Below are 22,938 nucleotides of genomic sequence, written 5' to 3'. Positions count from 1 at the left end.
TTACAACTTCACCAACAAACATATGGTCATCAGATGACCTAGTAGAGAAGAAATAGGCTCAACCATGGCCTATCCTCTCCCTCTCCTAAAGAAAACGCTTACTTAATCTTTCTCTATTTTATCAGAAAATTAAATTTTTAAAAGATTAAATTACGAATTTATATCGTTTTTACCTGTGACAATATGTTCTACATTTGTTAAATGATCTAGCATTGCTTGCTGCGCTAATTCTACATCTTGTTTTAACACCGCATCATATATAACTTGATGCTCTTCTATAAGTCGTTCTGATGTCGTTTGTTCACCATATAAAATAATGCGTCTTGATTCACCAATCGTTTCAGCAATCATCTCTGAAACATGATTCATGAGTTCAAGCAAAATGTTATTATGCGAAGACTCTGCAATTCCCATATGGAATTGAAAATCGGCTTTTTCGCCAGCCTTTTCATCTCCAATGCTCTTTGCCATTTCATCTAACCAATGTTTCATATTTTGTAAATTATCTTCCGTACGTTTTGCCGCCGCTACTCGAACTGCCCCCACTTCAAGCACCTTTCGTACTTCTAATAAATTCAAAATATCTTCTTTCTTCATTAATAATCTATTGTTTAATGATTTCGTTAATGAAGAAGAATCGAAGTTCTTCACATATGTACCTTCTCCTTGTTTCATCTCAATTAAGCCCATCGCTCTTAGCGCACTTAGCGCTTCACGAACAGCAGATCTACCAACTTGAAACTGCTCAGCTAATTGATGCACAGGGAGTAGTTTGTCACCAGGTTTTAACGTACCATTTTTAATCATTGTTAAAATAGCTTCAGATACTTCTTCGTAAATTTTTTTCGGTTTAATAGATTTGTACTCCAGTTAAATCACCTCAGTATCTTCCAAACAACAATTGAAACGATTTATAAGAACTTTGCATCATAACTATTTTAGACCGAATTGATAAGAAGTACAAATGTTTTGTTCATAAAATAGTCAAATTTTCGATATTTATTACATATTAATTTATATTTTTACGTATAAAGTGAAACTTTAATCAGTAGGGGTTTTGTTCATCCCCCACTGATTATTAGCCCTCACCAATCGGGCTTTTACGGACAGCAGGGCCTCCACCTAACTTCTTTGCTTCCGTTGAATTTTGAGGTGAGGGTCTTACTGTCCGGCAAATAGCGGGATAAATATTTTCTTCAATATAAAGAACATGTCCTAAAAATTAGAACATGCCCCCCTCATCCTGTACATTCAGTTTAATAATAACCGTTGTTCCCTTATCTTTTTCACTTTCAATTTTCCACTGTCCACCATGTATATGAACAATTTGTTTCACAATAGCAAGGCCTAAACCTGTTCCACCGTGTTGACGACTTCTCGCTTTATCAACTCGGTAAAAGCGTTCCCCAAGATTCTCCAAATGCTCTATATCAATGCCAATTCCTGTATCTTTTATTTTCAATTCACAGTAATCATCGATTTGCTCTAAAGTTATAACGATATTTCCGTTTTGATTTGTATACCGTATCGCATTATCTAACACATTATGAAGCACTTGTTGCATACGATCCTCATCAATCATGACAATGATCTCTGGATTTAAATTGGTTGAAATATGAAGTTCCTTTTCTATAAACTTAATCTCATACGTATCTAATACGTCTTCAATCAGCTGTGAAAAAACGATAGGTTGCTTCTTTAACGGAAAGTGCTCACCTTCTAATTGTGCTAAGTCTAACAAGTCATGAACGAGACGCTGCATACGACCTGCTTCTTTATGAATTAGCTGCGTTACTTTTTCCTGCTGCGGTCCCTTGGCAACGCCATCTAAAATAGCCTCGCTATACCCTTTTATATAACTAAGTGGTGTTCTAAGTTCATGCGAAACATTTGCTAAAAATTCCTTACGCTTTACATCTTCTGTTTCTAATGAATTGGCCATTTTATTAAATGCTTTTCCTAGTCGTCCAATCTCATCCTCTGAAGAAACTGTAATCCGCTCCGAGAAATCTCCCGTAGCCAAATGATTTGCAACCCGTTCCATTTGCGAAAGTGGCTTCGTAATTGCAATTATAATTTTTCTTCCAACCCATATAGTAATTAAAATCATAGCAATTGCTAACGGTGCTAAAATAAGACCCATATCATAGATTAAATCTTTTATACTTTTTAAAGGAATATACGAATAGACAATTCCGACTAATTTTTTATTTTCCAATACAGGGATGACAACCCCCATAATATTACGGTCAAAATGTTCTTCATATCCTATTTTTGTCACAGTTTTCCCATCTAATAGCGTTTGCCTATCTCCTTCACTTATAAGGGAATGATGATGCACATCAAAAGGTAAACATGCACTTAAATCACGCGGATTAGACACGAAAATAACGTCTGAACTAGATATTTGATCAAACGATCTTACTTTCTCTTCAAAAGTTGATATTCCTTCGTGCTTATCATATTGAGCAGCAAGATTTTTTCCTTCCATTACTAATGAACCTTTTAAATTATCAACGTATAGTTTTTCATACGAGTATAAAGATACGAAATAAAGAAAGGACACTGTTACACATACTGCACATACTACTGTAAGCCAAAGTTTTTGTACCATTGTAAACATACGTTACACCTCGAATTTATAGCCTACACCCCAAACAGTTTGAATGTAGTTTCCACTTTCTCCAAGCTTCAAGCGCATCGTTTTCACGTGCGTATCTACTGTTCTTGTACTTCCGGCATAATCATATCCCCATACCTTTTCAAGTAATTGCTCCCGGCTAAATACTTGTCCTGTATGCTGGCAAAGAAAATATAGTAAATCAAACTCTTTTACAGTAAGAGAAATCGACTCACCATCCGCCTCGATTCTTCTACTTTTTTCATTGATAAGAATTGGTCCAAATTGAATCTCTTCTTGCTGTTCTTGTTTTGTATATCTTCTTAACACAGCTTCCATACGGGCAACCAATTCACCAGGACTAAACGGTTTTACAATATAATCATCTGCTCCCATACGTAAACCGTTCACCCTATTCCACTCTTCACCTTTTGCGGTTAAAAATATAATCGGTACATCTGACGTTTTTCTAATTTCTTTACAAACTGAAAGTCCATCCATTTCTGGCATCATAATATCTAATACAACGAAATCATAATGATCCGTTTCTAGTTTTTTAAGAGCCTCTTTTCCATTCTCAGCTTCTCCCCACTCATATCCAAAGTTATCCAAATACATTCCAACAAGCTGCCTCATATCACTTTCATCATCTACAACTAGTACTCTATATTTATTCATTGTCCTTCCCTTCCCTCTCTATGAGTTGAAACGGTCCTTTTCCGACTTTAATTGTTTGTTTTATTTTCAAATTCTTCATATCCATAACGCACACTTCATCACTATCATAACTGGCTACATATCCTTCTGCTCCGCTCTCCAAAAATGCAAATGGATTCGACCCTACTTCTACAGAAGCTATTTCTTTATATGTGCTAATATCAAACTTTCTAAGTGTATTCGATCCATGACTGAGTGCATATACGTACTTACTATCCTTCGTTATATTCACAGGCATAAATGGAGCGTGTAAAGAACGCACCATTTCTCCACTCTGTAAAGAATACACTAACACTTTCTCATTTACTTGATTTCCATCACCATGTCCGCCAATCCATATTTCTTTCCCATCAGGACTAATCGTCGCTCCTGTTGATGCTGGCGGAATCATAAAGGATTGAATAACTTCTTTTTTCTTCGTATCAATTGTCGTTAGTTTCGTATCATAAAAGTTTAGTACAGATAACCGATTCTGATACTCTACCATCGTTATAGGCCCTTTTCCTGTTGAAACATTTCCTGTCTCTTTCCCATTTATCGTAAAGAACCTTACCTTTTGAGCATTTTGATCAGCAGCAAATAATTGTTTTTTATCTGCTGATACGACCACATTTACAATGCCTTTTCCAGTTTTATATTTTTCCACTTGCCTTCCTTCCGTTAGTGAATATACATACATATATTCTAATTGCTTACCGTATACAAGTATTTCCTCACCATTTGGAAGCAGTGTGATTCCGGCCATTGGCTCATTTAGTTCCCATGTCGTGATTAACTTTTTATCTTTTTTATCAATAAAACTAATACTGCCTTCTTTTATATTCGTTGTTATAATAACATTTTTATCTTTAGCAATTGGTGTATACGAACTTCCTTGACACCCTACTAATAGAAATAAAAAACAGAGAAGAAAAACATACTTCCTCAAAAGATTCCCTCCATCTTCGGATGATTTCGTTATAATTGTAAAATAACAAATAAATGTGTGGAAAGTGTGAAATTTTCCTTTCTTACTCAATTTACATATATAATGTACAACAAATAGAATTTGAGGTGTGTCAATTATGCTATTTCCTGATTTAGCGAGTAAAATTGTACGAGAAGTACGCAGACTAATTACAGAAAATATTATTATCATTAATATAGAAGGCGTTATTATCGCAAGTACAGATACAGAAAGAATTGGTCAATTTCATGAAGGTGCACTCCGCTGCGCCAAACAAAAGAAAACCGTCATCATTACAAAAGAAGATGAAAGGCGATTGCAAGGTGTAAAGGCTGGGATGAATCTTCCTTTATTATTTCATGATGAAGTAATTGGTGTCATTGGAATTACAGGAGAACCTGAAAATATTTCACGCTACGGCGAAATATTGCGTAAGATGACCGAATTATTAATTCATGAAAACTACTTTTTAGAGCAACTAGAACTTGAGCACCGTTCTTATGAAGCTTTCGTCTTTGATTGGCTTCAAAATACAGAGTGGTCCCCGAGTTTTCTTGATCGCGCCAAAACACTTGGCATTGATTTATATAAGAAAAAACAACTTATTTTGTTTTCTATTGACAAAAATGACACGATGCTCCAGCGTAAAATATGGCAACACATACGTAATATTTTAACAAAAGAGCATCTATTTGTTCGTTGGGGAAATGATCGTTTTATTTTATTTACAGCAACGAGCTCCAAAGAGCAAACTTATCAATTTTTAAAACGTTTAAAACAAGACTGCGAAACTTTATTTTCTATTCCTTTATATATCGGGATTGGACAAACAGTTACCTCAAACAATATGAACATATGTTACGAACAAGCATTACGCGCTCTTTCTGTATCATTGGAAACGAAAAAAATTGTATTTAATGAAGATTTACGTTTAGAAATGTGTTTACAAGATATTTCTGCCGAAACGCGTGAACAATTTCTAGAGCGTACCATCGAAAACTTATTATCATTTCCTGAGCTTATGCATACTTTGCGCTTATTTATCGATTATAACCAATCTTATAAACAGACGGCTAAACAATTACATATACACATTAACACATTACATTACAGGCTAAAAAAGATTGAAGAACATACAGGACTTGATCCAAAACAATTCAAAGACTTAAACGTTTTATACTTCGCACTCCTCCTATTAGATGATCATACAAAAAAGAACGATAAAACAGATTAATCTTTAGATGATTATACATAGAAAGAATCCCTCGACTTTTTTATCATTATAATGAAAGCACTGTTACCACGTTGTTTATTATAACTAAACACGTTAACAGTTTGAGGGGGATTTCCAATGTTAGAAAAGCAAATTATTCATTCATTCGTATCTATTGTTGGCGAAGATAATGTAGATACATCCAATATGGGGCGTTTAACTTATAGTTATGATGCCACTCCAAACTTCCAAGCAATGCCTGATGCAGTCATTGCTCCTCGTAATACAAATGAAGTAGCTGAAGTGTTAAAAGTATGTAACACTCACAAAATTCCTGTGTATGTGCGCGGGTCTGGAACAAATCTTTGCGCAGGAACATGTCCACTTGAAGGCGGTATCGTCCTTATTTTCCGCTATATGAACAATATTTTAGAAATTGATGAAGAAAACTTAACAATTACTGTACAAGCTGGTGTCATTACACTTGATATTATTAAAGCGGTAGAAGAAAAAGGTTTATTTTATCCACCAGATCCAAGCTCGATGAAAATTTCTACAATCGGCGGTAATATTAATGAAAACTCAGGTGGATTACGCGGTTTGAAATACGGCGTAACACGTGATTATGTAATGGGGCTTGAACTTGTCTTACCAAATGGCGATATTATTCGCACTGGTGGTAAATTAGCAAAAGATGTAGCTGGTTACGATTTAACTCGGTTATTTATCGGTTCTGAAGGAACACTTGGCGTGGTAACAGAAGCTATATTAAAACTTGTTCCTATGCCTGAAACAAAGAAAACAATGCTTGCACTATATGAAGATATTAATGAAGCTGCACGTGCTGTTTCTTCTATTATTGCAAATAAAATCATTCCAGCAACACTGGAGTTCTTAGACCAACCGACAATTGAAGTAGTAGAAGAGTTTGCGCAAATCGGTTTACCAACTGACGTAAAAGCAATTTTATTAATCGAACAAGACGGCCCGCCCGAAGTAGTCAATCGAGATATTGAAAACATGGCTAACGTTTGCCGCTCTATGAATGCAGTTGATGTTCGCATTGCAAAAGATGAAACAGAAGCAGATGCGCTTCGTACTGCTCGCCGTAGTGCTCTATCAGCGCTCGCACGATTAAAACCTACTACAATATTAGAAGATGCGACTGTACCACGTTCACAAATCGCTCCAATGGTTGAAGCTATTAATGCCATTGCAAAAAAATATAATATTCCTATTTGTACGTTTGGACACGCTGGTGATGGTAACTTACATCCAACTTGTATGACAGATGCTCGTAATGCAGAAGAAATGCACCGAGCTGAACAAGCTTTTGCTGAAATATTTGCGAAAGCAATTGAACTTGGTGGCACAATTACTGGTGAACATGGTGTTGGTGCAATGAAAGCTCCATATTTAGAAATGAAATTAGGTAAAGAAGGTATTGCAGCTATGCAAGGAATAAAGCAAGCTTTCGATCCAAACAACATTATGAACCCTGGAAAAATGTTCGCGAAAGACACTCGAAAAAGAGTGGTGGTTGAGCGATGACCACATTAAATAAAGAAAATATTCAAAAAGAATTTAAAGAACGATTAAGTGAAGATGAGCTACTTAACTGTATGCGATGCGGTTTTTGTTTACCTACTTGTCCTACCTACATTCAATCCGGATATAAAGAGTCACATTCACCACGCGGACGTATCGCATTAATGAAAGCAGTCGTTGATGGTTTAATCGAACCAGATGAAGATGTTGAAAATACATTAAACGTTTGTCTTGGTTGCCGTGCTTGTGAGCCTGTTTGTCCATCTGGTGTAAATTATGGACATTTATTAGAAGAGGCTCGAGATATTATTAATCAAAATAAAAAATTCTCAATGCCAGTGAAAGCTGTTCGAAAAGTCGTTTTTGAAGGATTATTCCCCCATCAAAATCGAATGCGAACATTAACCGGACTAATCGGATTTTATCAACGTTCTGGTTTACAAACGCTAACACATAAAACAGGTATTATGAAGTTATTCCCTGAAACACTTGCAACGATGGATCTCGTTTTACCAAAAGTCCCTAAAATGAAAGCCATGAAAGATCGTCCTTCATTTTTACCTGCAGAAAGTACAAAGAAAAAACAAGTTGCATTCTTCACAGGCTGCTTAATGGATACGATGTTTTTAGAAACAAATAACGCAACGATGAAACTTCTTCAATTAGCTGGTTGTGATATCGTTATTCCGAAAACACAAAGTTGCTGCGGTGCATTGCATGGACATGCTGGTGAAAAGAGTGGCGCAAAAGAATTAGCAAAGCGAAATATAAAAGCATTCGAAGATTTAAACATCGACTATATTATTACGAATGCAGGTGGTTGCGGGGCTTATCTCGTAGACTATGATTATCTTTTAAAGGATGATCCGGATTGGGCTGAACGTGCTAAGCAGTTTGTTTCTAAAATTAAAGATATTACTGCTATACTAGTAGAACTAGACTTCCATAAGCGAACTGACTTACGACTCACACCGCAAGTTATTACGTATCAAGACTCTTGTCATTTACGCAATGTTATGCGCACATCTTCTGAACCTCGTATGTTACTAGAGGCTATCCAAGGTGCAACATATCGAGAAATGAAAGATGCCGACCGCTGCTGTGGCTCTGCTGGTATTTACAATATTGTTCATTCAGAGTTATCAATGGAATTTCTAGATTACAAAATGGACCGTGTGCATGAAACAGACGCAGCAACCATTGTTACTGCAAATCCAGGTTGTTTATTACAAATGAAATTGGGCATTGAGCGAGAAGGGCTTTCTCATAAAATGAGAGGAATTCACATTGTGGATTTATTATTAGAAGCAATTGAAACTAACTCGTAATAACTCGTAACATACGTAATAATAGGAAAACGGCTATCTCCTTCGTCTATGTAAAGAGATAGCCGCTTTTTTGTCTGCTACAACATTAAAAATATGTTACTTTATTATAAAAAAGAACAACAGAAACATTACAGTTTTGTAAAAATCAATCCATTATATTCCTCAAAAAATTGCTCAAACCATTGATACAATAGGATTCTTCATTTTCTATTTAGGTAACTTTATCCAAAAACCCCCTCTTAAAGCCAAGTATAAAAACACTATAAATTCCTTTTATACTCTATATTTCTCTTATTTTTGCTCCCTTCTTCTCTTAGGATAAATTAGGTAATTTTAAAGTCTATGAATTTTTTTCCATCTTTTTTCTCGCAAATTGTATGCTACGATGAATTTGTCAGTCAGACAGGCTGTCAAAAACAAATCGTGTGAAAACAAATTAAAACTTTATATAGGGGGACACACATCATGAAAAAGCGTGTTTTATTATCTGTAGCTGCTGCAACAGCTCTTACTTTAGGAGTATCTTCTCTAGATGCACAAGCTGCAACAGTACAACCATCTAACATAAAGGTTCAAAATATTCAGCATTCAAAAATGATGATGAAGCAAATGAGCCAACAAGAACTACAAGCATTCTTACAATCTATGGGAGTTGAATCATTAGCACAATGGCAACAAGGAAACTTCCAACCAAACTGCTTCATTCCTGGTCAACAACCTACTGAAAATGTTGTAACTGAGCAACCAACAGCTAAGCCAGAAACTCAAAAGCCTGCTGAGCAAAAACCTGCCGAGCAAAAGCCTGCTGAAGAAGTTCAAAAACCAGAAGCTCAAAAGCCTGCTGAAAACAACAATACGCAAAAACCTGCTGAACAAAAACCTGCTGAGCAAAAGCCTGCTGAAGAAGCAAAATCTTTAAGCGAGTTCGAACAACGTGTTGTTGAATTAACAAACGCTGAGCGTGCAAAACAAGGCTTACCAGCACTAAAAATCGATACTGAATTAAGCAAAGTAGCACGTATTAAGTCTGAAGACATGCAAAAAAACAACTACTTTGATCATAACAGCCCTACATACGGGTCTCCGTTTGACATGATGAAGAAATTTGGTATTTCTTATACATCTGCAGGTGAAAACATCGCTCAAGGCCAACGTACACCTGAAGAAGTGGTACAAGCTTGGATGAACAGCGCTGGACACCGTGCAAACATCTTAAATAACGGCTTCACTCACATCGGTGTTGGTTATGTAGAAAGCGGCAACTACTGGACACAACAATTTATTACAAAGTAAATAGATTAAAAGAGTCTTCTCATAATGAGAAGACTCTTTTTTAAGTTTCATAACTTTCTATTATGTATGAATAGAAAATATATAACATAAATAGCATAGATCCACAGCTTATTACACTAAGCAATACATAAAATCCCCACTCTAAGTTCAAAAACAATGAAAACAATATGCCACATGCCATCACTTGAAAAATCTGTCTACTTACTAAACGAATTTTTTGTAATTTAATTGGGTCTTTTTCTTTGCCTTTTATTTTCTTAAATTCTTTACTCAGCATAAAAAGAAACATACTAATCCCAATCGTTAATCCTGTTTGAAAGGATATCAAATCCTCAAAATTAATAAAGAGGATAAGCATATGAATAAACAACATAAATAACGTAATTTTCTTTATAAATCCGTCTATAATACCATGCTCTCTTTCATTAAACTTAAATATATTATGTGAAATAATATACAAAAATCCATATGAAAAAATAATAAAACAAGGAATAAATGCTACAACAACTTGTTTACTCATAAACTCGTTTGGCTCACCATTTACATTCCAATGTACTGCCATACGAGTTGGTAAATAGGGATAGAGACATAGAGTAACTAAAAGACAAGCGAAAAATATTCCAAGTACATACTTATATTTGATCAAGTGATTCTCACCTCTCTTTTCTCTTAACGGCTTCGCTCCTTTTAGAGAAATCCCTGCAAAAATCTACTTTTTTCAAATTAAACCTTATACTTTACGCATTTTCTTTTTGAAATTCTCTTATTTTATTATCTAACTTTGTAGGAAACGGCACATCAACTTCAATCGCTTCTTTCGTAATTGGATGCAAGAAATTTATCTTCATCGCATGCAATGCTTGACTGGACATATATTTTGTTTGTCCACCATATAATACATCCCCAACTAGTGGATTACCATTATGGCTCATATGAACACGAATTTGATGCGTTCTACCCGTTTCTAATTGTAACGTTACGAAAGTCGTGTTTTGCTTCTTAAAATACTTTTCTACTTTATAATATGTGATAGCTTGGTCACCTTTTGGAGAAATACGACGCCTTGTAGCATGATGGCGATCCCTTCCAATAGCAGCATCAATCGTTCCTTGTTTCTTCTTTACTTTCCCTTCAACGAGCGCTGCGTACGTCCTTTTAATTTTTCGTTCCATTAATAAACGATCCATAATTGCACCAGCAATTCTATGCTTAGCAAATACGACACCACCTGTCGTATCTTTATCTAAACGATGAATATGACGCACCTTCGCCTCTAAACCTTGCATTTGAAAATGAAAAGCAACAAGATTTGCAAGCGTCCCGGTTCCACCTTTTTCAGCAGGATGTGTGTCCATTTTCTCTGGTTTATTTACGATGAGTACGTGATCATCTTCGTATACTACATGCAATTCACCATATTCTGGATCCACACCGTACTCTTCCTCCGCAAACATATGAACTTGTAACTTATCGTTCTCTTTTAAAAGCTCATTCCATCTTCTTTGTTCTCCGTTAACCGTAACACCTTTTTCCATACGAAGCTGATGTAATAGCTTTTTCGGTATTTCCCATTCTACTTTTAATACCGATTCAATACTTATACCATTCCATTTAGCTGGAACGGTAATTTCACACCATTCGCCCTTTTTCTTTGTTTCCATACTGTTTATCACCTTATTTCTATTGATTCTCTCATTGTAACGGAAAACACACTTTGGTGCACCGTCAAAAATAGAGGACAGTCTTATAATAGACTGCCCCTCAAGCTCTAAGTCTTTTCATTTCTAACAATACTTCTTCAGCTTTTTGTTCATACGATAAATCTTTAAAGAAATCCGCCAACCTTTTATAGTCATTGTAAGCATCTAATAAATCGTCCATCCTTTCTATTTTCATCACTTGTTGTTTTTGTTTCATTTTTACTGGATAACGATAACCTGATACTTCTTTTATTTTGTAATACTCATCCTCTACTTGAACGACCTTTACAAGTTCTTCCTCCTCTGCATCCATCGTATACCCGTCAAATTCTCTAAGTAGTTCATAAATGATATGAGTCCATTCATCTTTTGGATAAAATCCCTTTTCTAACCGATAACCGACAATGCGATACATATGCCCATCGTTTTCTGCAAACTGTACTGTATCATTTAACTTAAACTTAAAATAACGAAACATTGCCTTCACCTACTTGTATGTAATGTTCTTATCACATACTATTTGCAAAATGTAGGTCTTGCTATTCATAAAAAAATGCTCATCAATATGATGAGCATTTTTTTTACGATGATTTTTCTCGTTTTTTTCGAAATGGTAACCACCAATTCCAGTCTCCAAATAACTTCATTAAGCTTGGAACGAGCATAAGACGAATAATTGTTGCATCAAGAAATATTGCTAATGCCACGCCAAGCCCCATCTGCTTTACTGGTAAAATATCAGTAAATGCGAATGCACCCGTTACAACAATCATAATTAATGCAGCTGATGTAATGATTCTACTTGTTGAAACGAGCCCTTCTAACGTTGCTTGATCGTTATCTCCTGTTTCTTCATAGAGCTCGTGAATACGTGAAATAAGAAATACTTCATAATCCATACTAAGCCCAAATACGAGGCCAAAAATGAAGATTGGTAAGACAAACAGAACCGGACTCGCTTCTAAACCGAAATGACCACCTTCAAATAACCAAACAACAATTCCAATGGTTGCACTCAAACTAAGTATATTCATAATAATTGCCTTAATTGGAATGAGTATAGATCGGAATGCAAATAATAATATAACAAAGGTCGATCCAAATATAACAGACATACCAATTACAACTTTATCTTTAATTTCATCTTCTAATTCTTGTTGAAACGTCGTCATTCCGCCTAGATAATACGTAACATTCGTTTCTTTATAGTTCTTTTTAAAGTCACGCACCCACTGTTTTGCAGTCTCTGTACGTGGTTTTGTTTTCAAAAAAACTTCTATCGTCGTCTTATTCCCTTTTGTGTATGCTTCAAATACAGGAGTTAGTTTTGCTGCTTCTGGCGACTGCAATATTCCAGCAACTTGATCTGCTTTCATTCCAGTTAACCCGTCGTATAAACTTCTTACTTCATGTACTTTTTTATCATCTTTTAACTTTTGAACGACTTCTTCTATCTTTTGTAGACTTTCTTTTTCTTTCATATCTTTTTTCGTCTCTACAACTAACGTAACATCAGCGTGTGTTTTGACAGTTTTATTAAATGCTTCTTCATACTTTTCATATGCAATCCTTGTATCACTCTTTTCAGGTAAAGCTTCAACACTAGGGAACTGCAAATTAGCTGTACGTAACGGTAATAAGCAAATAACAATAAATGTTGTAACAACAACAATCATTGCAATTGGATGTTTCATCACAAATTGTGCAAATTTACGCCATGCTTTTGCCGGCGTATGTGCTACTTGATTCTTTTTTAATATTTTTTTACCGATTAACGATAATAACGCTGGAAGAAGTGTGAATGAGAATAAAATACTCATAATCACAACAATCATTCCGCTAATTGCGACAGATTGAATATAATCTATCTTAAAGAAAAACAAACCGGATAACCCAACAAATACGCATAATCCTGAAAATACAATTGCACGTCCTGCCGTCTGATATGTAATTGCTATCGCTTCTTTTACCGTTCGTTTAGCAACTTCCTCTCGAAAACGGTTCACAAATAATAGCGCAAAATCAATAGATAGTGCAAGTCCAATCATCGGTGCAACGTTTAACACGAAAATAGATAGTTCTTTATCCACACCGATGAAATACAATATACCCATCGTGCTAATAACACTAAGCGCTCCATTCAAAATCGGTAAAATTGATGCCAAAAGGCTACCAAACGAAAATAGTAATACAAGAAACGCAATTGGTAATCCAATCATTTCTGCTACTTTTAAATCATTTTGCGTTCTTTCATTAATCTCTTGATTAATTTTCGGAAATCCTGTAGGTGTTACTTTTAATGCTACATTACTTTCTTTCTCAATCTCATTAGCAAATTGTAATGTCTTTTCCATTCTTTCTTTATTTGTTTTCCCGGAAAATAAAATTGTCGCATAACCGATGTCATCTTGTAGCATTTCTTTATTTTGGATTGGGTGATGGAAAGATTCATAGTTCTCTTTCTCTTGAACATTCTTTACAATTTCATCTATTCGCTTTTTAAATTCCTCATGCGAAGCATCTTGATTTTTCTCAAAAACGAGCAGAAGCGTATCTTGAGACTTCTTAAAATCTTTATCTAAAATTTCTTTTGTTTTTTGATAGTCTCCTTCCGTTTGGAAACCGTCACCACCTAATACTCCCGGTAGCTTTGGAGCAAAAATCCCAAGTGCGATTGCAAGCAACAGTAACGCTACAATTACTGTATAACGAAATTGATACAAAAAAGCTCCTAACTTCCCCCACTTATCAACTTTATGAACATTTGTCTTCACACATTTTCACCTACTTTAAATAATTCAATTGTCACTTATACTGTATCATATCTTTATACAAACAAAAAACGCCTAGGAACACTATAATGATAGTTTTTCCAGGCGTTTTTTCTATCTCTCTTTATTAAGCCCCAATCTCTCAGTAAGTAAACGATGATAGTAAATAGCGATAACTAACAAAATACCACCTACGCAGTAACCAGCTAAAATATCAGTTGGGTAATGTACATTTAAAATGACTCTACTTAATCCAATCGATAGGATTACTATACCCATCAAAATCGTTATGACACATTTCCCAGCTATGCTTTTCAAATTAGCAGCAATGATATAAGCAAGAAATCCAAATGTCATAATCGATAGCATTGCATGTCCACTAGGAAAACTATATCCAAGTGCATCTAACGCTTCATTTAATGACGGACGTTCTCTCTTTACAATCTCTTTTATCCCTTTATTCACAAGATGTGTTATTAAAATTCCCATTGGATACACAATCATCGCAGCATAATAACGCTTCTTCCAAAAAACAAGCAAACTTATAACGAGCGTAGCAGCTATCCCAATTGCTGACCCCAATTTTGTAAAGTACGAGAAAAATGTAAGGGAACTTTCCGTTTGTAGCCCTTTTACTAATCCGCGGACATATGTATCCATTACTGTAACGCCACCTGCATGTACGCGCCAAGCAACAATACTAAATACAGCAAATAATAAACCGATACATATTACCTCATACTGATGTAACTTCTTCTTCAAACGATTTCCTCCTACTATGAAAAAATGCGATTTCTACTTTAGAAACCGCATTTTCTTACTTATTTACCTTTTGTTTTTAGCTCTGTCCAGTAACGATCATAGTCTTTTAACTTATCGTCTACATCAACAAGCCATTCTGTACGATCTAACTCTTCTTTCGTTAAGAAAATCATGTGATTATCACGGTATTCTTTACTATGAAGAGGATGAGCTTTTTCATTTGGATTACTGTAACCAATTGACTCGTAGTTTTTCACACTTACTTTTTCATCAAGTAAGTAGTTCATAAACTTCTCAGCAAGCTCTTTATGTTTTGCACCTTTTGGAATTGCTAACGTATCAGCCCAAATTGTGCCGCCTTCTTTTGGTACAACGTATTCTACATCTTTATTATCTTTTGCGATAAATGCTGCATCTCCAGACCAAACTGTTCCGATCCAAGCATCTTCTGTAATGAATTTTTGTTTAATGTTATCTGTATCAAATGCTAATAAGTTTGGAAGCAGCTTCTTTAAATCATCTGCTGCTGTCTTTAACTCTGCATCTTCTTTCGTACTGTTTGAGAACCCGTGCTTCTTAAGACCCACTCCTAATACTTCACGAGAATCGTTTAATAACGTTACATGTCCTTTATATTTCTCATTCCATAAGTCAGCCCAGCTTGTAGGTGCTTCTTTCACATACTTTTTATTGTATGCAATCCCTGTTACACCCCAAGTGTACACTAAAGAATATTTATTCTCTGGATCAAACGCAGGTGTTTTGAAATTAGAAACCATGTTTTCGATATTTGGGATATTCTTTTTATCTAACGGCGCTAATAAATCCATTTTTGCCATTGTTTTAACCATGTAATCAGATGGTTGAATTAAATCATACTTTGCGCCACCAGCTTGTAATTTCGCAAGCATTTCTTCGTTACTTGCGTACTTATCATAGTTAATTTTCACATTATACTTCTTTTCAAAATCTCTTAGCACTTGCTCATCAAAATTGTCAGCCCAGCTATAAATATTTAATTCTTCTTTCTTTTCACCACAACCAGCAAGCACACCAGCAACAAGGCTAAAGCTAATTGCTGCGCCAGCTATTCTTTTCATTAATTTCATCGGTTTATTACCCCCTCGTACTTTCTATATCGTTCGTATTATAAAGGAAGGTGTCCTCCAGAGTTTTCTTCACCATCTGCACCTTTGTTACGGAAGATTTCAGATAGAACCATTAATCCTACGATAGCAACAATTAAAATTGTAGAAAGAGCATTAATTTCTGGTGATACTCCGCGCTTAACCATACTGTAAATGTATAATGGCAATGTTGTTGATCCTGGTCCTGATACGAAGAAACTAATTACAAAATCATCAATTGATAATGTGAATGTTAATAATGCTGCTGAAATAACTCCCGGTGCAATTGCTGGGAACGTTACAAAACGAAACGTTTGCCAAGGCGTTGCTCCTAAATCATTTGCAGCTTCTTCTAAGTCACGTCCCATACTTGAAAGACGCGCAGCTAAAATAACAACAACAAACGAAATACTAAATGTAATATGTGCAATAATAATCGTTGTTTGTCCAAGTTCCATTCCTAGCTGACTGAAAAGAATTAGTAAAGATAATCCCATTAAAATATCAGGAATTAAAATTGGTAAATATACAAGGCCATTAATAGCCCCTTCGAAACGATATTTATAACGATGTAAAGCAATCGCAAAGAATACACCAAGTACCGTTGTCACAATCGTTGTTATAACTGCAATCGTAATACTATTTACAAATGCATCAATAACATCTTGTTTTTGAAATAAATCTGTATACCAATGGAATGTAAAACCTTCCCACTCCGCATTAATGCGAGAGTCGTTGAAAGAATAGACCATTAAAACCATCATTGGAAAATACAAGAATAACAAAATTAACCAAGAATAAGAAACTAAAAACTTCTTCATCTTTGCCTATTCCCCTCCGTTCTCATTATATTTATATACTTTCGTTGCACGATAATATAAGTAAATTAACAGAACAGAGAATAGAACAACGATAATCGATAACGCAGATCCAAACGGCCAGTCACGTGCACCTAAGAATTGGTTTTGAATAACGTTTCCGATTAATGCTACTTTCGATCCGCCCATCACGTCTGATACAACAAACATTCCGATAGAAGAAACGAATACTAAAATAGAACCAGTCGCAATTCCTGACATTGTCATCGGCACTGTTATATTCCAAAATGCCTTTATTGGTGTTGCTCCTAAATCATAAGCCGCTTCTAGCTTACGCTTATCCAGCTGCTCAATTGCTGCATACACTGGTAAAATCATAAATGGTAATAAAGAATAGACCATTCCGAGTATTACAGAAGGCGTATTATATAATAAATTTAACGGTTCACTAATAATGCCGAGTTTTAATAACAACGTATTCACAAGACCTTGTGAACGTAAAATAACAATCCATGCGTATGAACGAACAAGAAAGTTAATCCAAAACGGGATCGTTGCCAATAATAAAAGAATAGAACGATATTTGCGGTCAACAATTGTAATTGTATACGCAAATGGATAACCAATTAATAAACATATTACTGTAGTAATAACTGCAATCTTAACAGTTTCCCATAACGTTCCTAAGTACAATGGATCAAACACACGGGATATATTCTCCAGCGTAAATTGCATTTCTACTGTCCCGTAAGCTCCGCGCTGCATGAAGGCGAATCCTAATACGAATACGAGCGGGATTAGGAAGAAAATTAACAGCCACGCGACTGTAGGTAGTGCGAGTAATTTCCCTTTTTTCAATTTAAGGTCACCTCGTCCTCTTGCTCCCAGCCTACATATACATTATCTCCAATGCTCCACTGCGCTGCCTCTTCAGCAGTTTGATATGCCATTAGTAATTCTGATGTTTTCTCATCACGTACATAAAGCTTCTCCATATTTCCGACAAACTCAATATCTTCAATATGTCCAAGATGGTATTCTTTTAAAATTGGTTCTTCAACCGAACGTACTTTCACATTTTCAGGGCGAATTGCTACATAGCCTTCCCCATTTTTCACAATATTATTTTCACCGATGAATGTCGCAACGAACAATGTTTTCGGCTTATTATAAATTTCTTTCGGCGTTCCAATTTGTTCGATATGGCCTTTATTCATAACGACGATACGATCGCTCATGCTCATTGCTTCTTCTTGATCGTGCGTTACGTATATAAACGTAATTCCTAAATTACGTTGTAAGTTTTTCAATTCACGTTGCAAGTCTTTTCGTAACTTAAAGTCAAGCGCTCCAAGTGGCTCATCTAATAGTAATACACGCGGATTATTTACAATCGCTCTTGCAATTGCAACACGCTGCTGTTGTCCACCAGAAAGCTTAGCAGGTTTACGATTACGGAACTCAAGTAACTGCGTTAAACGCATTGCCTCTTCAGCACGCTCTTTCTGCTCTGCTGCTGATACTTTCTGCATTTTCATACCAAAACAAATATTCTTCTCTACTGTCATATGCGGGAATAGTGCGTAATGTTGGAACACTAGGTTCATATGACGCTTATATGGCGGCAAATCGTTAATTCTTTCATCATCTAATAAAAGATTCCCTTTAGTTGGAGTTTCAAATCCTGCGATCATACGAAGTAAAGTCGTTTTCCCGCAGCCACTCGGCCCTAAAATTGTTAAAAACTCTCCCTCTTTAATATCTAAAGAAAGAGGTGGGATAATCACTTGATTTCCAAAATGTTTTTCAACTGCTTCAACTTTAATAATCTTTTTCATTTTCCCGTCCTATCTACCTTAAATTTTAAATTTTTATATTCATGAATAAATATTTATGTTCTATAGACTATTTTTTGTTTCGATCCAAACAAAAATGGTTATTTAGCAAGCGTTCGTTTCTATTCTTTATGTAGTATGTTTGATTCATTTTCGCATGATACATAACGTCGAACAGAAAAACCCCTTCCATCGCGAAGGGGCTATTATCATACGGCTACGCCTACTGATAAACACCATCATCATTTTAACAACTTTCGTATGAATTTTAAAGCACTTTTTGTAGAAGAGTAACGAATTTTCATGTCGAATGCTGTAGATTGGGCTAAAATGCTTTTATAATGTGAAAAAGTCCGAAAACTTTCTTTCCCATGATAACCCCCTAATCCACTACTTCCAACACCCCCAAAAGGTAAATATGGCGTGGCAAGATGGTAGACAACATCATTAATACAGCCTCCACCATATGAAATATTACTCGTCACTTTCTTTTGTACTTCTTTATCTTCCGAAAATACATATAACGCTAACGGCTTCGGATGTTGCTGGATTGTGCCAATTACATCTTCTATATTGTCGTACTCTATGATTGGTAAAATCGGACCAAAAATTTCATCTTCCATAACAGCATCTTGCCATGTAACATCCGCTAGCACTGTCGGTTCAATATGTAATGTATCTTTCTTATAGTTTCCACCAATTACGACTTGACCATCTTGTAAAAATCCACATAATCGTTCAAAATGCCGCTCACTTACAATACGCACGTAATTTTCATTTTGCAAAGGTTCTTTACTATACTGCTCTGTGATTTCATGTCGCAGTGCCTCAACTAGCTGTTCTTTCACGGAAGAATGCACGTACATATAATCAGGCGCTACACATGTCTGCCCTGCATTTAAAAACTTACCCCAAACAATTCTTCTTGCTGTCATCTCTATCTTTGCATCTTTATGTACAATACAAGGACTTTTCCCGCCAAGTTCTAACGTAAGCGGCGTCAACTGTTTCGCTGCTGCTTCCATTACAACTTTTCCAACGCCAACACTACCAGTAAAGAAAATATAATCAATTGGTTCCCTCAGCAAAGATGTACTCTCTTCAACGCCACCTTCTACTACCGCTACAAGCTCTTCTGGGAATAATCCACCTAACATTCTCTTAAGCACTTTTGAAACGCTTGGCGTTAACTCTGACGGCTTTAAAACGATTGTATTTCCAGCTGCAAGTGCTCCTACAAGTGGTGCAATTGCTAATTGAAAAGGATAGTTCCACGGTGCAATAATAAGCGTCACACCATACGGCTCTGGCACTACTTTTCCTTTTGATCCAAAATGAGTGAGTGCTGTTCGAACTCGCTTCGGTTTACTCCACGATGACATATGTTTCAATTGAAAGGAAATTTCTTTTAATACATATCCAACTTCCGTTGTAAACGACTCGTGAACTGACTTATTTAAATCTAATTTCAATGCCTGAAATATTTCTTCTTCAAAACGCTGAATGCCTTCATAAAGCTTCTTCAAATTATTCTTTCTCATTTCGATGCTTCTCGTATGCCCTTTTAAAAAATATTCCTTTTGCCTACTTACAATAGAGGTAATACTCATTCACTCACCTTCTCCCACTATTTTTATCCAATTCTTTCATTATTTATATAGACTTCATATATAACAAATTTCTATTCTTAAAGTTACATTATATATGACTTTTTCAGCTATATAAAATTCATTGCTCACAAAAAAACTACCGAAAGAAAATCTCTCGGTAGTTTCACAGTATTAACGATATAAACGAACAGCACCTGCAGAATTATCATCAGCTTGTCCTACTACTTCAAACTTCAGACCAAGCTTCGGTAAAATACGTCCTGCATCTGGAATCTGTTGATTAATATACGTTTTCGAATCATCAAATTTCGGTACACCCGCTAAGCCATCATACGTATACGTTCCACGCGTTGGAGATACAACTTTCCAAGCTGGCGTTTTATCGAATGAGAATGCAGCATCAGCGATTTGGAATCGTGTACTACTTTCAATTGTCGGTTTACCATTTAAAGTCCCTACAATTGCTTCTGGATGAGAATCAACTACACCAAGGAAACCATGTCCTGGATGTAAACCAACCCAGTTATCTGCGTAAGCTGAGTCTGCATACCATACAACCATACCTGAGTTATATTCTGGACCGCGAGCAAATTTCAATGCGCTATCTGATCCAGTATGGTTTCTCCACTCTACGTAGTAATTATGTTTTTTCTTCTCTGTTCCGCTAGATACAACGAAACCATCTAATTTTAATTGTGGTGTACCTTCTGCATCATCAGAGAATACTACTTTACCATCCACTGTTAATGAAGCATTATCAAGTAGGAAACCATTTAATGCTAAACCACCATCCGTAATGTACTCAAACGTTAATTTTACTTTTTTACCTTTGAATTGACTTAAATCATATGATTTGTCAATCCATTTTCCATTTGTCGAATCTGCATTTCCATTATTTGCTTTCTCGCCAAGTCTTTCAATTAACGTTTTTTGACCATCTTCTGTTACAGCATGTACTTCAAGGAAATCATACTCTGCTTCGATTTCATATAACGATTTGAAATCAAATTTCGCATTCGTTGCATTCGTTAAATCGAACAGTGGTGTTTCTAACGTTGTATGAAGATTGTCACCTTTTGTACTGTAGTAATACTGTTTACCAAATGCTGGTGCAATTGTTTTTACATCTTTATCTGGTAAGTTAACACGAATCATACCTGGACGGTTAGATTTCGTAACACTTTGATCTAAATATGTTGCTAGACCGATACCTTTATTTAATTTCTCGTAATCTACTTCTACGATATTTGCCCAGTTACCACCGATTGTTTTTTGGAAAAACTCTTTATTTTGTGGTGAGAAACTCGTCGGTGTTGTTCCAGCGATTTTACCCGCCCAGCTGCCGCCACTCATAACAGACCAAGCTTGAATTGGCTCACCATGACCCGTATAGTCTGTATCATACTCATCTGGAAGACCTAAATCATGACCATATTCATGCGCGAATACACCAACTGCGCCATCTTCTGGTTCAATTGTGTAGTCGAATGCTGCCATCTTTCCGCCCCAATATGGAACTTTCGCTTGTGTACCTTCAATTGCGAATGGTTTTGGTCCAACTGTCCAGCGATGTGACCAAATTGCATCATCACCTAATTTACCACCGCCAGCTTCTTGTCCAACACCCGCATGAATAATCATTAAATGATCGATTAAACCGTCAGGTTGATTTTGATTTCCATCACCATTTACATCGTATTGATCGAACTGATCAAACTGTGATAAATCAAGACCGCTATCTACAGCTGCCTTTAATGCATCTTTTACTAGATCACGTGGTCCTTTTGGTCCTTTATTATCATGACCTGTAGCAGCATCTGCACCGTAATCAGCAGCTTTACCAGGAACTGTTAACCATTTTGTAACTGTTCCGTCTACTGTATAACTACCGCCAGATTGCTCTTCGTAATATTGTTTAAACGTTTCGATTTTGCTACCATCCTCTAATGCGAATGGCTCATTACCAAATAACATTTTTTCATAATGTTCTTTGTTAAAATCGTCAGTATACATATAACCAGGTTCTTTATCAATATTGTTATGTTTAAAGTCAGCGTACTCTACAAGTAAAACGAGTACTTTATCTTTACGAACTTCACCGTTATATTCTTTTCCCTTTGCTGGAGAAGTTGGTACTTTACCATTTAGACCACCCTTAACTGGGCCTGTCGCTGCAGGTGTCCCTGTTGCTGGCTGATTTAGTTTTTCTTTCGTGTCTGCTTTCGCATCTTTCACTTTCTTTAAAAAGTCAGATGCTTCTTTCGTAAGTTGATCCCCATTTTTTGCTTCTTTCCCAGGATTTTCACCCTTTTTGTTCTCTACATACTTTTCAACAGCTTTCTTTGTTTCTTTCTCTGAAGCTGAAGAATCAATTACCCCACGTTTTTTCAGTGCATCTGCTAAACGTTCTTCTGGAATTAAATGATCATCGACTGGGCTCGTAGCTGTCTTATTCACAGGTGTTTCAGCATATGCAGATTGAGTGCCAGCTCCGAATGAAAGGCCTAATACAGCTGTTAAAGCGATTGATGACAAAACTTTGAACGGTTTCTTGTTCATCCCATATTTCCTCCCCTAATAAATAATATGTATTACAAATTGAATTTTATTAAAAATTCAATATTTTTTCAATATTTAGTCATATTATGTA

The 22,938-nt window shown here is 35.9% G+C and carries 19 protein-coding genes; 4 read left to right on the top strand and 15 right to left on the bottom strand.

Annotation, left to right across the window (positions count from 1 at the left end; all coding sequences use genetic code 11):
- Nucleotides 1–150: 150 nt before the first annotated feature.
- The 4 genes from MHH27_RS06980 to MHH27_RS06965 all read right to left on the bottom strand — a co-directional run bounded on the left by MHH27_RS06980 (nt 151) and on the right by MHH27_RS06965 (nt 4,265).
- A complete protein-coding gene (locus tag MHH27_RS06980; protein ID WP_254904515.1) occupies nt 151–840 on the bottom strand; it encodes a FadR/GntR family transcriptional regulator in 690 nt (229 codons plus the stop codon).
- Between the two features lie 382 nt (nt 841–1,222).
- A complete protein-coding gene (locus MHH27_RS06975; protein WP_053564942.1) occupies nt 1,223–2,623 on the bottom strand; it encodes a sensor histidine kinase in 1,401 nt (466 codons plus the stop codon).
- Nucleotides 2,624–2,626: 3 nt separating this feature from the next.
- A complete protein-coding gene (locus MHH27_RS06970) occupies nt 2,627–3,298 on the bottom strand; it encodes a response regulator transcription factor (RefSeq protein ID WP_001046397.1) in 672 nt (223 codons plus the stop codon).
- Entirely contained in the window at nt 3,291–4,265 is a 975-nt protein-coding gene (locus MHH27_RS06965; RefSeq protein ID WP_090975876.1) for a YncE family protein, read from the bottom strand. The genes MHH27_RS06970 and MHH27_RS06965 overlap by 8 nt, the downstream gene beginning before the upstream one ends.
- Before the next feature lie 127 nt (nt 4,266–4,392).
- Here MHH27_RS06965 and MHH27_RS06960 point away from each other — a divergent pair, with 127 nt between their 5' ends.
- The 4 genes from MHH27_RS06960 (at nt 4,393) to MHH27_RS06945 (ending at nt 9,665) form a co-directional block, all read left to right on the top strand.
- The gene (locus MHH27_RS06960; protein WP_139213197.1) at nt 4,393–5,517 is read left to right on the top strand and encodes a PucR family transcriptional regulator; all 1,125 of its coding nucleotides are present in this window, start codon (nt 4,393–4,395) and stop codon (nt 5,515–5,517) included.
- 117 nt (nt 5,518–5,634) lie between these two features.
- Nucleotides 5,635–7,047, top strand: coding sequence for a glycolate oxidase subunit GlcD (gene glcD / locus MHH27_RS06955; RefSeq protein ID WP_090975871.1), 1,413 nt, complete (start codon nt 5,635–5,637; stop codon nt 7,045–7,047).
- Nucleotides 7,044–8,372 (top strand): (Fe-S)-binding protein, encoded by a 1,329-nt coding sequence (locus tag MHH27_RS06950; protein ID WP_043936070.1) that lies wholly within the window; start codon nt 7,044–7,046, stop codon nt 8,370–8,372. The genes glcD and MHH27_RS06950 overlap by 4 nt, the downstream gene beginning before the upstream one ends.
- A 465-nt stretch (nt 8,373–8,837) precedes the next feature.
- The gene (locus MHH27_RS06945) at nt 8,838–9,665 is read left to right on the top strand and encodes a CAP domain-containing protein (protein WP_053564947.1); all 828 of its coding nucleotides are present in this window, start codon (nt 8,838–8,840) and stop codon (nt 9,663–9,665) included.
- Nucleotides 9,666–9,705: 40 nt separating this feature from the next.
- Here the strand turns inward: MHH27_RS06945 and MHH27_RS06940 are convergent, their stop codons facing one another.
- From MHH27_RS06940 to inhA1, 11 genes are all read right to left on the bottom strand, one after another.
- Nucleotides 9,706–10,311, bottom strand: a complete 606-nt coding sequence (locus MHH27_RS06940) for a DUF1648 domain-containing protein (protein ID WP_097822211.1) — start codon at nt 10,309–10,311, stop codon at nt 9,706–9,708.
- Nucleotides 10,312–10,402: 91 nt separating this feature from the next.
- Complete coding sequence (locus tag MHH27_RS06935; RefSeq protein WP_000448347.1) at nt 10,403–11,326, bottom strand: RluA family pseudouridine synthase; 924 nt, start codon at nt 11,324–11,326, stop codon at nt 10,403–10,405.
- A gap of 100 nt (nt 11,327–11,426) precedes the next feature.
- Complete coding sequence (locus MHH27_RS06930; protein ID WP_098235223.1) at nt 11,427–11,843, bottom strand: histidinol dehydrogenase; 417 nt, start codon at nt 11,841–11,843, stop codon at nt 11,427–11,429.
- A gap of 103 nt (nt 11,844–11,946) precedes the next feature.
- Nucleotides 11,947–14,139 carry an MMPL family transporter gene (locus MHH27_RS06925; protein ID WP_340942041.1) on the bottom strand — a complete coding sequence of 731 codons (2,193 nt, stop codon included), beginning with the start codon at nt 14,137–14,139 and terminating at the stop codon, nt 11,947–11,949.
- A gap of 111 nt (nt 14,140–14,250) precedes the next feature.
- Nucleotides 14,251–14,898 (bottom strand): phosphatase PAP2 family protein, encoded by a 648-nt coding sequence (locus tag MHH27_RS06920; protein ID WP_053564950.1) that lies wholly within the window; start codon nt 14,896–14,898, stop codon nt 14,251–14,253.
- Between the two features lie 59 nt (nt 14,899–14,957).
- On the bottom strand, nt 14,958–16,007 hold the full coding sequence (gene potD, locus MHH27_RS06915) for a spermidine/putrescine ABC transporter substrate-binding protein PotD (protein ID WP_000772490.1): 1,050 nt from the start codon (nt 16,005–16,007) through the stop codon (nt 14,958–14,960).
- Between the two features lie 38 nt (nt 16,008–16,045).
- Nucleotides 16,046–16,846 carry a spermidine/putrescine ABC transporter permease PotC gene (gene potC, locus MHH27_RS06910; RefSeq protein WP_000714190.1) on the bottom strand — a complete coding sequence of 267 codons (801 nt, stop codon included), beginning with the start codon at nt 16,844–16,846 and terminating at the stop codon, nt 16,046–16,048.
- Nucleotides 16,847–16,852: 6 nt separating this feature from the next.
- Entirely contained in the window at nt 16,853–17,701 is an 849-nt protein-coding gene (gene potB, locus MHH27_RS06905; RefSeq protein ID WP_000715500.1) for a spermidine/putrescine ABC transporter permease PotB, read from the bottom strand.
- Nucleotides 17,698–18,681 carry a spermidine/putrescine ABC transporter ATP-binding protein PotA gene (gene potA / locus MHH27_RS06900; protein ID WP_000720333.1) on the bottom strand — a complete coding sequence of 328 codons (984 nt, stop codon included), beginning with the start codon at nt 18,679–18,681 and terminating at the stop codon, nt 17,698–17,700. The genes potB and potA overlap by 4 nt, the downstream gene beginning before the upstream one ends.
- Nucleotides 18,682–18,920: 239 nt before the next feature.
- Nucleotides 18,921–20,288, bottom strand: a complete 1,368-nt coding sequence (locus MHH27_RS06895; protein ID WP_110496230.1) for an aldehyde dehydrogenase — start codon at nt 20,286–20,288, stop codon at nt 18,921–18,923.
- Between the two features lie 171 nt (nt 20,289–20,459).
- Nucleotides 20,460–22,847, bottom strand: coding sequence for a M6 family metalloprotease immune inhibitor InhA1 (inhA1, locus tag MHH27_RS06890; protein ID WP_098235222.1), 2,388 nt, complete (start codon nt 22,845–22,847; stop codon nt 20,460–20,462).
- Nucleotides 22,848–22,938: the final 91 nt, after the last annotated feature.

The sequence above is a fragment of the Bacillus sp. FSL L8-0152 genome (assembly GCF_038006365.1).
In the GTDB taxonomy this organism is placed as follows: Bacteria; Bacillota; Bacilli; order Bacillales; family Bacillaceae_G; genus Bacillus_A; species Bacillus_A cereus.
The sequence above is the reverse complement of the archived record's forward strand: the minus strand, read 5'-3'. Positions and strand labels throughout refer to the sequence as shown.